The following is a 14322-nucleotide window of genomic DNA, read 5'->3' as shown; positions in this document are numbered from 1 at the left end:
AATCAGTCAAATAATATAGTAAACCGGTGATCCAGAGGTTTAAAGAATGCGACTAATGAATCAATAAATTCATCACCATATAAAATATACATGGGTGCAATATTAAGAACTCTTTCCTGTAGGACACCTGTTGGGAAAAGCTTTTCTTTCAGACTTTCTATCTGAGCCAGGGAGGTCTTATGCTTACGCTTTTCTGCTCTCAGCATTTTCTTCTCCAGGCTGGTAATCAATTTTAATGTTTTATTTTTAGCCGCGTCAGTTGATTGAGAGAGCGTTTTGTCGATTTTATAAGCATTTAGTTTAATTTGATCAAATACTGCACTAATAGCTCTTTCTTCATCATTTAAAGACAAATGCAAATTGACATGGGCGCGTACCCATTCATTTTTTAAGGTCTCAGTTGTTGCAAATAGGTCTTTATGACTGATACCAAGAATTTGCATTCTTAATTCACTTCTACGATCAATTACCATTGCAGAATTGCGCAATAATAGTACTGGGAAATCAATTTTATAATGGTCAAAGTTTGATTTTAATTGCAACCAGTAAGTTACTTCAGCACCACCACCAATATAAGCAAGGTTCGGTAAAATTACTTCCTGATACACCGGGCGCATTACTACATTTGGACTAAACCTTTCAGGGAAATTATTGATTTCAGTTTGAAGTTCGTCCTTCCCAAAACTAATGTCTGTATGCATTACTTTGTAGCGGCCACCTTCTTCTACTATACGTTCACGTAGATTATCTGTCATATAGAAGAAGTTAATTTCTCTGGGGTTTACCTGTGGTTTGTGACCAAGTTCTTCCAGTTTTGTATTGCTCTCAGAAATGAACTTAGAGCTATTCTGTTCAGTAATATCTTGAAATATAACTTCAGAGAATTGTTTTTTTAATTGAGGGTCATCCGCATCAACACAAACTAATCCGTATTCGCCAAATAAAGCATCGACCAGTTCACGTGTAGCATCACTCAATTTGTTATTATTTGTATAGGCGGCTTCCACTAATCTGGATAGCATAAGGCCGTTCATACCAATACCCAAATATCCTTTATATGCTGTAAGGGTCTCAATAATATCTTTAGTGTTCAGCCTGCCAGTGGCGCCAGCAGCAGATTTGTCCCACATTAGTAACCTATCTTCAACTTTAACATGATTGATCTCTTCGAAATCATGATCTTCAGTTGCCATCCAATAAACAGGTACGAAATTATAATCAGGAAACTTTTGTTTTAATTCTCTGGCTAGATTTATAGCTGTTACTATCTTATAAATAAAATAGAGTGGGCCTGTGAAAATATTGAGCTGGTGACCTGTTGTAATGGTGAACGTTCGACTATCTCCAAGACGTTTGATATGCTCGGTTACCATTGGGGTTGTTTTTACACTGGCATACTGGCGTTGTAAAGTGTTAACCAATACAGTTCGATCTGCATTGAATTTGCGATTTTTAATGGCTTCGCTGAAGCCATTAAAATCGGGAGTATATTTATAAAAAGACTTTAATTGGTCTTTTCCACTGATGTAATCAAGTACAACGGCAGAGAAAGCATTCGTTTCTTGATAAGAGATGTATTTTGCCTGCATTGGTACGAATTTAAAGTAATAAACTATAAATCTTAGTTCGCAGCTTTTATTTTACAATTTGTCCATATAGATCAAAATCTTCTGCTCTATCTATCTTAACCTGAACAAAACTTCCATTAGCAGCATAACCTGTACTGGCATCGATTAAAACTTCATTATCAACCTCTGGTGAATCGAATTCTGTACGTCCTATAAAGTAATCACCTTCTTTTCTATCTACTAAAACTTTATACGTTTTACCAATTTTTTCCTGATTAATATCAAAAGAAATACCTTGTTGTAATTCCATAATTGCATCAACACGCTCTTGTTTAACTTCATCAGGTACATCATCAATAAGACTATGCGCATGTGTTTTCTCTTCATGAGAATAAGTAAAACAACCAAGTCTGTCAAAACGGGTTTCTTCCACCCAGTTCAGCATTTCTTCAAAGTCCTGTTCTGTTTCACCTGGATAACCGCAGATTAGTGTAGTACGCATAGCGATACCAGGTACTTTATCTCTGATCTGATTTACTATATCAATGGTTTTCTGTTTAGTAATACCACGTCTCATTGATTTCAACATATTATCAGTAATATGTTGTAATGGCATATCCAGGTATTTACAAATGTTTTCGCGTTCGTTCATGGCATCTAAGATTTCCATAGGGAAACCAGAAGGATAAGCATATTGAAGTCTGATCCATTCAATGCCATTTACATCAGATAAGCGACGTAACAATTCATCCAGATTACGTTTGCCGTAGATATCAAGGCCATAGTAAGTAAGATCCTGAGCAATTAATATCAGTTCTTTGGTGCCACCTGCAGCAAGTATTTTTGCTTCATTTACCAATTCCTGCATATCACGTGAAACGTGCTTTCCACGCATTAATGGAATGGCACAAAATGAGCAAGGACGGTTACAGCCTTCTGCTATTTTAAAATATGCAAAATGAGAAGGAGTTGTAAGTAGACGCTCACCAATCAGTTCATGTTTGTAATTTGCACCAAGGGAATGTAATAAGTTGTTTAAATCATTTGTGCCAAAGTACGCATCTACATTTGTGATTTCAGCTTCCAGCTCAGGCTTGTAGCGTTCAGATAAGCATCCTGTCACATATACTTTTCCAACTTTTCCTTCATCTTTTAATTGACTGTATTGTAAGATGGTATCAATAGACTCCTGTTTTGCATTGTCAATAAAACCGCAGGTATTGATGACAACAATATCATCTTTACCCATTTTATTGTCTTCATGAACCACATCCATGCTATTGCCGCGTAGTTGTCCCATTAAAACCTCAGAATCATAGGTGTTTTTTGAGCAGCCTAAAGTAATGACATTGATTTTAGGTTTTTTAACCGGGATTATCTTTGAAGTGGTCTTTGTATTCATGTTTTATATTGGGGGTATTCTTTTTATTTATTCTATGCTTATTTAAACAAGCTGTCAACGAATCCTTTTTTATCAAATAACTGAAGGTCATTCAGATTTTCACCAACACCTATGTATTTTACAGGTATTTTAAACTGATCGGAAATACCGATGACTACGCCACCTTTAGCGGTGCCATCCAGTTTTGTTATGGCTAATGCATTTACATCAGTTGCTTCAGTAAATTGTTTACATTGTTCAAAAGCATTTTGTCCTGTAGATCCGTCCAGTACCAGCAATATTTCATGTGGTGCCGATGGAACTACTTTTTCCATTACACTTTTGATTTTACCAAGTTCATTCATCAATCCGATTTTGTTGTGTAAACGACCGGCAGTATCAATAATTACCACATCTTCACCATTCGCTACTGCAGATTGCAGGGTGTCAAAAGCTACAGAAGCAGGGTCTGAACCCATTGCTTGTGCAACAACACGTACGCCCACACGTACGCCCCATAGTTTGATTTGTTCTACGGCTGCAGCTCTGAAAGTATCGGCGGCACCAAGTACAACTTTAAGATTTTCTGCTTTAAGTTTATGAGCAAGTTTCCCGATGGTTGTAGTTTTACCGACACCATTTACACCCACAACCATAATTACATAAGGTTTATGCTGCTGACCGTATTCAAATTTACGGAAATCATTACTGTTGTTTTCTGCAAGCAATAACTGAATCTCATCCCGAAGCAAATGATTCAGCTCGGATGTAGATAAATATTTGTCTTTGCTTACACGTTGCTGTACACGATCAATGATTTTTAAGGTTGTACTTACCCCAACATCAGAAGTAACCAGTACTTCCTCAAGATTATCGAGTACATCATCATCAATGGTAGATTTACCAGCAACGGCTTTGGTGATTTTACTGAAAAAGCCTTCTTTAGTTTTTTCTAATCCCTTATCCAGAGCCTCTTGCGCTTCTGGTGCAGTTTCTTTTTTCTTGAAAAAATCAAATAAACCCATATGAATGTATAACAAAACAAAAAAAGCCCTCCCGGTAAAAAGGGACGGCTTTAATATTATAAAATATTAAAATTATTTTTTAGATGCAGAAATAGCATCTTTAACGTGATCGTTGTGAACAATAACTTCTTTGAAAGAATAAGCACCTTTAGGTGATTTAGTCATTGTAATAACTTTCGAATATTCTTTTCCAGTACCCGTTTTAAGGGTAGCAACTACCTTTTTTGCCATGTTTTAATAGAATTATATTTAGTTATATACTAAATGATATTACTTAATTTCTTTGTGAACCGTTACTTTTCTCAATACCGGATTGAATTTTTTTAATTCTAAACGCTCAGTAGTGTTTTTACGGTTTTTAGTAGAGATATATCTAGACATACCAGGCATGCCGCTAGTTTTATGCTCTGTACACTCTAGAATAACTTGTACTCTGTTACCTTTTTTTGCCATTTTATATACTATTAAGGTTGATTCACATCAACCAATGTTATTTACAAATATCCTTTTTTCACGAAACGACTGATCGCTTCAGTAATACCAATTTTATTGATGGTTTTGATAGCTGAAGTAGATACCTTCAATGTTATCCAACGATCTTCCTCAGGAATATAAAATTTCTGAAGTTGTAAGTTGGGATAAAACTTACGTTTAGTTTTAACGTTCGAGTGAGAAACATTAAAACCTGTCATTGCCATTTTTCCAGTTAAATCACAAACTCTAGACATGCCTTTATTTATAGTGTTAAATATACTTTCTTAATTTTTTTAAGAGTTTGCAAATATCTATATAATATTTGTAATCATCAAGAGACTGAGAGAAATATTTTAATTTATTTCCAGTGAATTACTTTTTCCGGAGACGAATATAAGAATTACAAAGAAGTCTGATTTTACAGTTTTTTATTTATTGAGTCAGACAATTTGTCCCATTTCAGGCCTAAATTGGGGTTGTTTAACCCCCTCGATTATTTATCCCCTGGAAATGAATAAAAAGAACAATATTTTGCTGTTTCCATTATTATTCCGATCTTTCACATCCTAGAACGCTTTTTTTCTAAGTTAGCAGGTGTTAAATGGTCATTCTGCAAAGTATTGTATTTTGCCAACGAGAATCCAGACAGAAAACTATGTACCTTTGGAACAAAAATTGGACTAGTAAAGCTAATTAACTCAGCCAGAATATTACATTGAATCAAATTAAAATACATGCCCAGCAATTAGTAGCAGAAGCTATATCACTGATGCGAACTAATGGAATAAATACCTTGCCTGTCTATGACAAAGGTCAGTTTATAGGTAAGATTACTTATACGGAATTGATGTCTTTTTTAGATCATAAAGATGGGGCAGGGGATATCTATGCCCACAAGATGAATTTTGATGTCAGAACAGCCATGCTTCTTATAAAAAAGAATTACGTTGATGAGTTGCCTGGTATAAGTAAACAGAGGATGAGTTTTCCTAAAAAGCTATTTATAGGTTTGAGTTCTGTCGCTGTTGTATCATTCTTATTGATAAGTATTACCCGGTTATTTTTTGTTCAGGATAGGGTTATGCCTGCTGGAAAAGAGGATATGAGTGTAAGTGCTGCTGGTAAAGTTGTATTAAAGATGTTCAATGGCGAAAGTATTGTGCTAAATGAAACTAAAACAGGATTAGTTGTAGATGGTTCAAGATTGCGTTATAGCGATGGCAGTCCGATTAGTTATCAGAAACCTGAGAATTCAAGTAAGTCGATTCCGTATAAAGACCACTTGGAAAGTATTCCTGAGAATGAACAGCTAATGATTCTGAATGTGCCAACTGGTGGAATGTATAGGGTCATTTTGCCAGATGGAAGTAAAGTCTGGCTAAATGCAGCTAGCAGACTAAAGTTCCCTGCAACTTTTAAAGGAGATGATAAGCGTCTTGTTGAATTAAGTGGGGAAGCTTATTTTGAGATTGCAAAAGTAATGTTCAGGCCGCATGGAAAGAGCGGAAAGGAAGAAAGAATGCCTTTCATAGTAGTTACCAATACACAGGAGATAGAAGTTTTGGGTACGAATTTTAATGTATATGCTTACGATAATGAGAAGAGTGTAAAAACTACGCTTGTAGAAGGGAGTATACGTCTCAGACCAGTTATACAAATGGGTAAATTGCCTGGAACATTAGACCCTTCGTCCTTAGACCCAATGCAAGTGGAAAATGGGAAAAGAGTTTACGGTGACCCTGTAGTGCTTAAACCTAATCAGGAATCTACTTTAACAGGCTCAAATATTTCGATAAAAGCTGTTGATGCAAGTGAGGCCTATGCCTGGACAGATGGAGAATATATATTCAGAAATACATCTCTTGAAACTGTTATGCATACGGTAAGCCGATGGTATGATGTCGAAGTTGTTTATGAAGACGAAAAAGCTGCACAGGTACTTTTAGGTGGGGCTATTTCAAGATCTTCAAAAATGACTGATGTATTAGAAATGCTGGAAGTAACAGCTAATATTCACTTTAAAATAGGGAATAAAAAGATTACGGTATTGAAATAATGTGGTTAAAAAAGGGGGCATTTGTTTTAATATTATCCTTATTTAGTATAACATTAAAGGCACAGAAATTCACTTATGTGAAGAAAGAAGTTTCGCTAATCAGGCTTTTTAAAGAGATAAGAAAGCAAACCGGAATAAATGTGATATGGAATGAAAAGGAGTTCAATGTTAACCAGAAAATCGATGTAGCTTTCAGGAATGAAGAATTGAAAATGGTGATGGTTAAGATCTCCGAAAAGCTGTTAATTACTTATACTATTTTAGGACGGAATATTGTCTTGAAAAATAGAGTAAGTGCTATTGACCCAGTACCTATTCCTGAAAAGATAACCTCAACAGGCAAAAAAGTGGTAGACAATCGTCCCAGAGAAATTAATCTTAAACTGGTAGAGATTGTAAGTACTGGATACCAACATATACCTAAGGAGCGTGCACCAGGGAGTTTTGTGCTGGTTGATAGTAATCAACTAAATAGAAAAGTAAGTAAAGATATTTTTAACAGACTGGAAGGAATAACCAGTGGATTGCTTTTTAATAAAAATACAATTGGCTCTAGTTCAGGTAGTCTGGATTTGTCTATACGAGGTCGGAGTACTATTTACGCTAATGATCAGCCTTTGATCATTTTAGATGATTTTCCATTTAATGGTGATTTTGATGGCATAAATCCCAATGACGTGGCAAGCATTACAGTATTAAAGGATGCTGCTGCCGCATCTATCTGGGGTGTCAGGGCAGGAAATGGTGTAATCGTAATCAATACAAAGAGAGGAAAATACAAACAACCTTTAAAATTCAGTTTTTCCAGTACACTAACTGTTTCTGGTAAACCGGATGTTTTTTATAATCCGAATTATTTGTCTTCTTCTGATTTTATAGATATAGAAACTTTTCTATTTAATAATGGAAAGTATGATGCCGCATTAGCTGATAAGGTAAATTATCCTGTTGTTTCTCAGGTAGTCAAAATTTTAGATAAGCAAAGGAATGGGCAGTCTGCTATCGAGACTTCTGCACAATTGGATGCTTTAAGGAAAAATGATATTAGAAAGGAAGAGTTGAAGTATTTTTATCAAAAGCCTTTACTTCAACAGCATTTCTTAAGTGTAAGTAAAGGCACAGCCCGGTCAAATCATTATCTATCTGTAGGGTATGACCATGAAATTTTAGGCTTTGTGAATAATAAGGATAATAGACTTACAATCAATACCCAAAATACGGTCAAGTTGCTGAAGAACCTGGAATTAAATCTGGGGATCAGTTATATACACAATACAGGGACTGTAGATAGTGCTGCCATTAGCAATACTTCCGGTTTAAATTCTACTCCTTATTATCAGTTTAAAGATGCAAAAGGTAATTCAACAACCTTTGACAAGCTGTATAGTTCTGAATTTAATAAATTGGCATTATCGAAGGGTTTTCTGGACTGGTCATATGTTCCTTTGGATGAATTGCAGCAACCTCCACCTGCTTTTATAAGTAACGATCTTAATTTAAGAGCAGGAATAAAGTATACTGTTCTGCGAGGCTTTAGTATAGAGCTTAAATCCAGGTATCAATACGCTGATAATGAGGTAGCAATTATTAATGGATTAGAAACATTTGCTACAAGAAGTTTGATCAATGGTTATTCAATCATAGAGAATGGGAAGGTTAGTGGTTATAATATCCCATTAGGGGCGAATTATATTGAAAGGCGAAGAACAATGGATGTTAAGAATATAAGGGCGCAATTGAATTTTAACAAAGATTGGAATAAGCATGCTATTTCTGCAATTGCAGGCTATGAACTTTCTCAGCTTAATACACAGTTAGATGTTTATAATCGTTATGGGTATGATATAAAAACCGGCAGCTCAGTTGATATTGATACGGCTCGTACATTTCCTTTGTATCCATCTGGAACAGGTAAAATTAGTCTTCATCAAAATATGTTCGGTAGTTTAGATCGGATTCGTTCTGCATATGCTAATCTAGCGTATACTTATGATAATAAGTATACAGTTTCAGGTAGCGCCAGGATAGATGGTTCAAATTATTTTGGGGTTAAAACCAATCAAAAAAATATTCCCCTGTGGTCTGCAGGTGGATTATGGCATCTGGATAGAGAAGCTTTTTATAAATTAGACTGGCTGCCAACCTTGAAGTTAAGGATTTCTTACGGTTATAATGGAAACCTTGATAAGAGATATACAGGGATAACAACTTTTAAAAAAAGTGTTCCGCTGGCTAATTATACCAATCTTCCTTATGCGAATATTATTAATATAGGTAATCCTGAATTGCGCTGGGAAAAGATAGGAATTGCTAATTTCGGATTAGACTTTGGTCTTAAGGATCAGGCTGTAAGCGGTAAGATTGAGTATTATACTAAAAGAGGTACAGATATATTAGGTGATAAGGCATTTGCAGCCAGTACGGGAATTAAAGTATTAAGAGGTAACTACTCTGAAATGGAATCTTCTGGTATGGACCTATCATTATATTCACGTAACTTAAGAAGAGCTGTTAAATGGGAATCCAGTTTTATGTTTTCTATTATGCATGACCGTGTTACAGTATATGATGTGATCGAGCCCAATAATATCTATTATACAGGAGCCTATAGCGATCGACCACTAGTGGGGAAACCTGTTTATGGTATTTATAGTTACAAATGGGCAGGATTAGATCCTTTAAATGGTGATCCAAGAGGCTATTTAAATGGTGAAATTAGTAAGAATTATAAAGGTATTTTTGAAGAAATCAATGTTGCTGATCTAGAGTACAATGGTCCAACTCGCCCAACAATATTTGGAGCTTTAAACAATAGTTTCTCTTTTAAGAATTTCACATTGGGCATTAATCTTACTTACAAATTCGGTTATTTTTTTAGAAAACCATCAGTTAATTATCATAACATGTATAATGATGTTTTGGGCAGATACATGAATGCTGATTTCGAGAAGAGATGGCAAAAGCCAGGGGATGAAAATATTACAAATATTCCAAGTATGGCTGATTATAGTAATAATGATAATGGAAGAGACCGTTTTTATAACAGTTCTTCTGCGACAGTAGCAAAGGGTGATCATATCAGGTTACAGGATATTAGTTTAGGTTATGATTTTGATAAATCCAATTGGAAAGGTATTCCGGTAAATCATTTACAATTATTTATTTATGCAAATAACCTGGGTGTTTTATGGAAAGCAAATGATTTTGGGTTGGATCCGGATTTTGTCCCAAGTCTGGGCGAGAGGTTTATTAATCCCTTGCCAAAGAGTTTTTCTTTTGGAGTCAAAGCAAGTTTTTAATTAGAGTGGTTATTATGAGTAATAAAAAAACTTTAAGCATTTTAATAAGCGCATTATTATTGATGACTATATTTCAGTCATGTGTAAAGGAATGGCTTGAAGTTAAACCCGATAAGGCTTTAATAGTACCTAATAGTGTGGAAGATTATCAAATGTTACTTGATAATTCTGTTCTTTTTAATAATAACCAGTCTATTGGTATGGGAGAAATAGGTGCAGGAGATTTCTATTTGGTTTTTGAGGTATGGGAATCGTTGCTTAACAGACAGGAAAAATCTGCTTATATATGGGCTCCGACTGAAAGTTTTTATGGTGCTGAACAGAGTTTGGACTGGGTGAGTGGATATAAAAGAATTTTAAACGCGAATGCCATTTTGGATGGAATAAATAAAGTAAGATCAACTTCAAATGAACAACAGTCCTGGAATAATGTTAAAGGGAGTGCCTTGTTTTTTCGTGCTTTTGACTACTTTAATCTTGCACAGGAATATTGTATCGCTTATGATGTGAGTACTGCAAGCACTGATTTAGGTATGCCATTAAGGATAGAATATGATATAAATGTAAAAGTAAAGCGAAGTAACCTGCAGCAGACTTATGATAGGATTATAGCAGATCTGTTAACAGCTGCTGATTTGTTGGGAACTACTCCAACATATAAAACGAGACCATCTAAACAAGCTGTATATGCATTATTGGCAAGGGCTTACCTGGTTATGGAAAGGTATCAAGAGGCGGGATATTATGCTGATCTTGCTTTGCAAATTCAATCTGATTTGCTGGATTATAAGACATTAAATAGCAGGGCCTCTTATCCATTCGAAAGATTTAATACTGAGGTAATCTTTCAAAGTTCTTTTTTTTATGTAATTTTTAATACTTCCCGTTTAATCGTGAATCCTGATTTGTATGATTCCTATTCAAATCAGGATTGTCGAAAAGATTTGTATTTCACTGAAAATACATATGGAATGACATTCAGAGGAAGTTATAGTGGAGATCGGAATTTATTCGGTGGTTTAGCTACTGATGAATTGTATTTAATTCGGGCAGAAGTAAGGGCGAGAAATAATCAATTAGAACTTGCATTAGCTGATTTGAATCTTTTAAGAAAGAAAAGATGGAAAAGTAATTATCAAGATTTGACAGGTAATAATGCTTTAAATATATTAAAGCTTGTGTTACTAGAGCGGCAAAAAGAATTGGCATTTAGAGGGATTCGCTGGACTGATTTAAGGCGATTAAATAAAGATAATCAATTTTCTGTTACTTTAACAAGAAGTATGAATGGCACTACTTACAATTTGCTACCCAATGATAAAAGGTATATTATTCCAATTGATGCTGAAGAAATTCGTTTGAATGGAATTGAGCAAAATGAACGTTAATTGAATAAAGGGACTATATCCCTTTATTCAAACAATTATTCTAATCAAATTGACCATCAGTTGCTGTCCCTGTTTGAAAAGTTACTCCGGTAGTTGGTAGAGCAGAGCCTTCATTCGGTACAGGATTACTACCTATATCCCATTGAGCAGAACATACATCTCCACCTGAGGCACAACGATCTCCTGAATAATAGACATACCCACGGTAGTCACTGGCAACAGGATAGGTAAGATCTTTTTTGTAGTAAGTAAATACTGTGCTGGTTTTCAAAGTTGAAAATGCACTTAGCCCAAAGGCCAGCCCGGCAACAATAGCACCCAATGCTGTTTTTTTTAATTTGTTCATTTTTGTATATTTAATTATCCCCAGTCGTAATTGTTTTAGCAGGCTACAACACTTACCTGCAAAATACATATATAGTTTATTTTTTGTTGATAACCAGTCCGGTAATCGCAAGCGCAATAAATCCCATGTTAAACCAAACATGTTGTTGCCAACTCATTGTACTAATTACACCACCACAATGGCATGGTAACTTGCTGTCTGATAGAATCATGTAAGCCAGGTAAATGGTAAAGGCAACCATCAATGTTAAAGCCGCATACAAACCAACTCTTCTAAAAGAGGGAAAAATTAACACAATACTGATGATCACTTCTACAATTGGAATTCCCCAGGCTACTACATAATTCATGTTCCCGATTAAGGACGATTTGGCTAAAGTGGAAGCAAAAGAGCTTATTGTAAATAATTTACTGGCAGCAGTATACATAAAAAGTATAATAAACAAATAAACTATCGCATCGAAAATATATTCTTTAGCACTTGCAGAGCGTTTCGGAATTGATTTTTTGCTAGCTGTTGTATCCATGTTGCTATTCCTCATGTTTCCTAAGCTCTAAATACGTCTCTACATTTCAAGCCAGGTTTTATTTATTAGTAAAATATAATGTTTTGCTAAAATACCTCCATAGATTACTGGCGGGATTTTTAGACAAGAACGATTAATTCGAAATCTTCAGGTTGTTAATAATATGCTTGGAGCGTGGGAATCACTATATAAGAAACAAATATACAATAGTAATTCATTGATCCTAAATCAAATTCTTGTTGTAAAACATTATCAAAAAGTTTTGATAGCTTTTTAATAAAGTTATATTTGAACTTTAATACCGAATCAATCAAATTAAACCATGCAAATTAAATCATTTGAAGAGTATCAAAAAACTTATCAGTATAGTATAGAATACCCTGAGCAATTCTGGGAAGGAATTGCTAACAATTTCCAATGGAAAAAGAAATGGAATAAAGTTTTATCCTGGAATTTTTCTGAACCTAATATTAAATGGTTTGAGGGAGCAAAACTGAACATCACAGAGAACTGTCTGGATAGACATTTAGCGGAAAATGGAGATAAACCGGCCATTATCTGGGAGCCAAATGACCCTCAAAAAGAAAGTATCACTTTAAGTTATAAAATATTACATGAACAGGTTTGCCGTTTTGGTAACGTGTTAAAAAAGAATGGTGTAAAAAAAGGAGATCGGGTATGTATTTACATGCCAATGGTTCCCGAACTAGCTGTAGCTGTATTGGCTTGTGCCCGGATCGGTGCCGTACACTCTGTGGTATTCGGAGGGTTTTCTGCCAAATCAATTGCCGATCGTATTAATGATGCAGAATGTAAAGTGGTTATTACTGCTGATGGTGCATTTAGAGGAAACAAACAGATTCAGCTTAAAGAAGTAATTGATGATGCACTGATTGGTTGTCCAACAGTAGAAAGAGTTATTGTTCTTACACATACGCGTATAGCCGTATCGATGTTGAAAGGAAGAGATGTATGGTGGGAAGATGAAATTAAACTGGTAGATGCCAATTGCCCTGCTGAAGAAATGGATGCAGAGGATATGCTATTCATTCTATATACATCCGGATCAACAGGAAAACCAAAAGGAGTTGTACATACCTGCGGAGGATATATGGTATATACAGGCTATACATTTAGCAACGTATTCAACTACCAGCCAGATGAGGTATTCTTTTGTACAGCCGACATCGGTTGGATTACAGGTCACTCTTATATCGTTTATGGACCGTTATCTCAGGGAGCAACTTCGGTGATGTTTGAGGGAATCCCTACCTATCCTGATGCATCAAGAATGTGGCAGGTGGTAGACAAGCATAAAGTTAACATCTTATATACAGCACCAACTGCCATCCGCTCATTAATGAGCTTTGGACAAGAGCCTTTGGAAGGTGCAGATCTGAGTTCGTTAAGAGTTTTAGGGTCTGTTGGTGAACCAATAAATGAAGAAGCATGGCATTGGTTTGATGAGAATATCGGAAAAGGTAAATGCCCGATTGTAGATACCTGGTGGCAAACAGAAAATGGAGGTATCATGATTTCTCCAATTGCTACTGTTACTCCTACAAAACCAAGTTTTGCTACTTTACCTTTACCAGGTATACAACCTGTATTGGTAGATGAGCAAGGAAACGTAATTGAAGGAAATGGAGTAAATGGTAATTTATGTATCAAGTTCCCATGGCCAGGTATGTTGCGTACTACTTATGGAGACCACGAACGTTGTAAATTAACCTATTTCTCTACTTATAAAGATCTTTACTTTACCGGTGATGGCTGTTTAAGAGATGAGGACGGTTATTACAGAATTACTGGTAGGGTAGATGATGTAATCAATGTATCCGGACATAGAATTGGTACTGCAGAGGTTGAAAATGCTATTAACATGCATGCCGGTGTTGTAGAAAGTGCAGTAGTTGGTTATCCGCATGAAGTGAAAGGGCAGGGGATTTATGCATTCGTAATTAACCCTAATGTACATAGTGATGAAGATCTGACCCGAAAAGACATACTTCAGACTGTAACTCGTGTAATTGGTGCAATCGCTAAACCAGATAAAGTATTATTTGTCTCTGGTCTGCCTAAAACACGTTCTGGAAAAATTATGCGTCGTATACTCAGAAAAATTGCTGAAGGAGAAACAGATCAGATTGGTGATGTTTCGACCTTATTAGATCCGGCAGTAGTAACTGAGATTATAGAAAAAGCAGGAAAGATTAAATAATAAATACTGAATAAAAAAAACGGGAGCATCATTCAAAT

General features: G+C 35.5%; 12 protein-coding genes. 4 read left to right on the top strand and 8 right to left on the bottom strand.

Annotated elements, in window-relative coordinates; translation table 11 throughout:
* Positions 1 to 2: 2 nt before the first annotated feature.
* The 6 genes from bshC to rpmB form a co-directional block, all read right to left on the bottom strand.
* Entirely contained in the window at positions 3 to 1589 is a 1587-nt protein-coding gene (bshC, locus tag ABDJ41_RS10030) for a bacillithiol biosynthesis cysteine-adding enzyme BshC (RefSeq protein WP_349785844.1), read from the bottom strand.
* A 46-nt stretch (positions 1590 to 1635) separates the two neighbouring features.
* Positions 1636 to 2970 carry a 30S ribosomal protein S12 methylthiotransferase RimO gene (gene rimO / locus ABDJ41_RS10025; RefSeq protein WP_349785841.1) on the bottom strand — a complete coding sequence of 445 codons (1335 nt, stop codon included), beginning with the start codon at positions 2968 to 2970 and terminating at the stop codon, positions 1636 to 1638.
* Between the two features lie 38 nt (positions 2971 to 3008).
* The gene (ftsY, locus tag ABDJ41_RS10020; protein ID WP_349785839.1) at positions 3009 to 3974 is read right to left on the bottom strand and encodes a signal recognition particle-docking protein FtsY; all 966 of its coding nucleotides are present in this window, start codon (positions 3972 to 3974) and stop codon (positions 3009 to 3011) included.
* Between the two features lie 72 nt (positions 3975 to 4046).
* Positions 4047 to 4205 carry a DUF4295 domain-containing protein gene (locus tag ABDJ41_RS10015; protein WP_349785838.1) on the bottom strand — a complete coding sequence of 53 codons (159 nt, stop codon included), beginning with the start codon at positions 4203 to 4205 and terminating at the stop codon, positions 4047 to 4049.
* Positions 4206 to 4244: 39 nt separating this feature from the next.
* Complete coding sequence (gene rpmG, locus ABDJ41_RS10010; protein WP_015809322.1) at positions 4245 to 4427, bottom strand: 50S ribosomal protein L33; 183 nt, start codon at positions 4425 to 4427, stop codon at positions 4245 to 4247.
* A 41-nt stretch (positions 4428 to 4468) separates the two neighbouring features.
* Entirely contained in the window at positions 4469 to 4702 is a 234-nt protein-coding gene (rpmB, locus tag ABDJ41_RS10005; RefSeq protein WP_084289430.1) for a 50S ribosomal protein L28, read from the bottom strand.
* Positions 4703 to 5163: 461 nt separating this feature from the next.
* On the opposite strand from rpmB, the gene ABDJ41_RS10000 reads away from it, so the two are divergent.
* The 3 genes from ABDJ41_RS10000 to ABDJ41_RS09990 all read left to right on the top strand — a co-directional run bounded on the left by ABDJ41_RS10000 (position 5164) and on the right by ABDJ41_RS09990 (position 11191).
* Entirely contained in the window at positions 5164 to 6504 is a 1341-nt protein-coding gene (locus ABDJ41_RS10000) for a FecR domain-containing protein (protein ID WP_349785835.1), read from the top strand.
* A 77-nt stretch (positions 6505 to 6581) separates the two neighbouring features.
* Positions 6582 to 9803 carry a SusC/RagA family TonB-linked outer membrane protein gene (locus ABDJ41_RS09995; RefSeq protein WP_349785834.1) on the top strand — a complete coding sequence of 1074 codons (3222 nt, stop codon included), beginning with the start codon at positions 6582 to 6584 and terminating at the stop codon, positions 9801 to 9803.
* A 14-nt stretch (positions 9804 to 9817) separates the two neighbouring features.
* Positions 9818 to 11191 carry a RagB/SusD family nutrient uptake outer membrane protein gene (locus ABDJ41_RS09990; protein ID WP_349785832.1) on the top strand — a complete coding sequence of 458 codons (1374 nt, stop codon included), beginning with the start codon at positions 9818 to 9820 and terminating at the stop codon, positions 11189 to 11191.
* 40 nt (positions 11192 to 11231) lie between these two features.
* Here the strand turns inward: ABDJ41_RS09990 and ABDJ41_RS09985 are convergent, their stop codons facing one another.
* Both ABDJ41_RS09985 and ABDJ41_RS09980 read right to left on the bottom strand, forming a co-directional pair.
* Positions 11232 to 11537: a hypothetical protein gene (locus ABDJ41_RS09985; RefSeq protein WP_349785829.1), complete on the bottom strand. Its 306-nt coding sequence runs from the start codon at positions 11535 to 11537 to the stop codon at positions 11232 to 11234.
* 76 nt (positions 11538 to 11613) lie between these two features.
* Positions 11614 to 12063, bottom strand: coding sequence for a MauE/DoxX family redox-associated membrane protein (locus ABDJ41_RS09980; RefSeq protein ID WP_349785828.1), 450 nt, complete (start codon positions 12061 to 12063; stop codon positions 11614 to 11616).
* A gap of 322 nt (positions 12064 to 12385) precedes the next feature.
* On the opposite strand from ABDJ41_RS09980, the gene acs reads away from it, so the two are divergent.
* Positions 12386 to 14284, top strand: a complete 1899-nt coding sequence (acs, locus tag ABDJ41_RS09975; RefSeq protein ID WP_349785827.1) for an acetate--CoA ligase — start codon at positions 12386 to 12388, stop codon at positions 14282 to 14284.
* The last annotated feature ends 38 nt before the right edge of the window (positions 14285 to 14322 follow it).

It is taken from the genome of Pedobacter sp. ASV1-7, from assembly GCF_040203335.1.
Lineage (GTDB): Bacteria > Bacteroidota > Bacteroidia > Sphingobacteriales > Sphingobacteriaceae > Pedobacter.
Note: the sequence above shows the minus strand (reverse complement) of the source record. Positions and strands in the feature narration are given on the sequence as shown.

Excerpts from the sequence above, each read along its gene's own strand:
- ABDJ41_RS10015 (WP_349785838.1), bottom strand. The coding sequence starts at position 4,205 with ATGGCAAAAAAGGTAGTTGCTACCCTTAAAACGGGTACTGGAAAAGAA.
- bshC (WP_349785844.1), bottom strand. The coding sequence starts at position 1,589 with ATGCAGGCAAAATACATCTCTTATCAAGAAACGAATGCTTTCTCTGCC.
- acs (WP_349785827.1), top strand. The coding sequence starts at position 12,386 with ATGCAAATTAAATCATTTGAAGAGTATCAAAAAACTTATCAGTATAGT.
- rpmB (WP_084289430.1), bottom strand. The coding sequence starts at position 4,702 with ATGTCTAGAGTTTGTGATTTAACTGGAAAAATGGCAATGACAGGTTTT.
- rpmG (WP_015809322.1), bottom strand. The coding sequence starts at position 4,427 with ATGGCAAAAAAAGGTAACAGAGTACAAGTTATTCTAGAGTGTACAGAG.
- ABDJ41_RS09985 (WP_349785829.1), bottom strand. The coding sequence starts at position 11,537 with ATGAACAAATTAAAAAAAACAGCATTGGGTGCTATTGTTGCCGGGCTG.
- ftsY (WP_349785839.1), bottom strand. The coding sequence starts at position 3,974 with ATGGGTTTATTTGATTTTTTCAAGAAAAAAGAAACTGCACCAGAAGCG.
- ABDJ41_RS09990 (WP_349785832.1), top strand. The coding sequence starts at position 9,818 with ATGAGTAATAAAAAAACTTTAAGCATTTTAATAAGCGCATTATTATTG.
- ABDJ41_RS09980 (WP_349785828.1), bottom strand. The coding sequence starts at position 12,063 with ATGGATACAACAGCTAGCAAAAAATCAATTCCGAAACGCTCTGCAAGT.
- rimO (WP_349785841.1), bottom strand. The coding sequence starts at position 2,970 with ATGAATACAAAGACCACTTCAAAGATAATCCCGGTTAAAAAACCTAAA.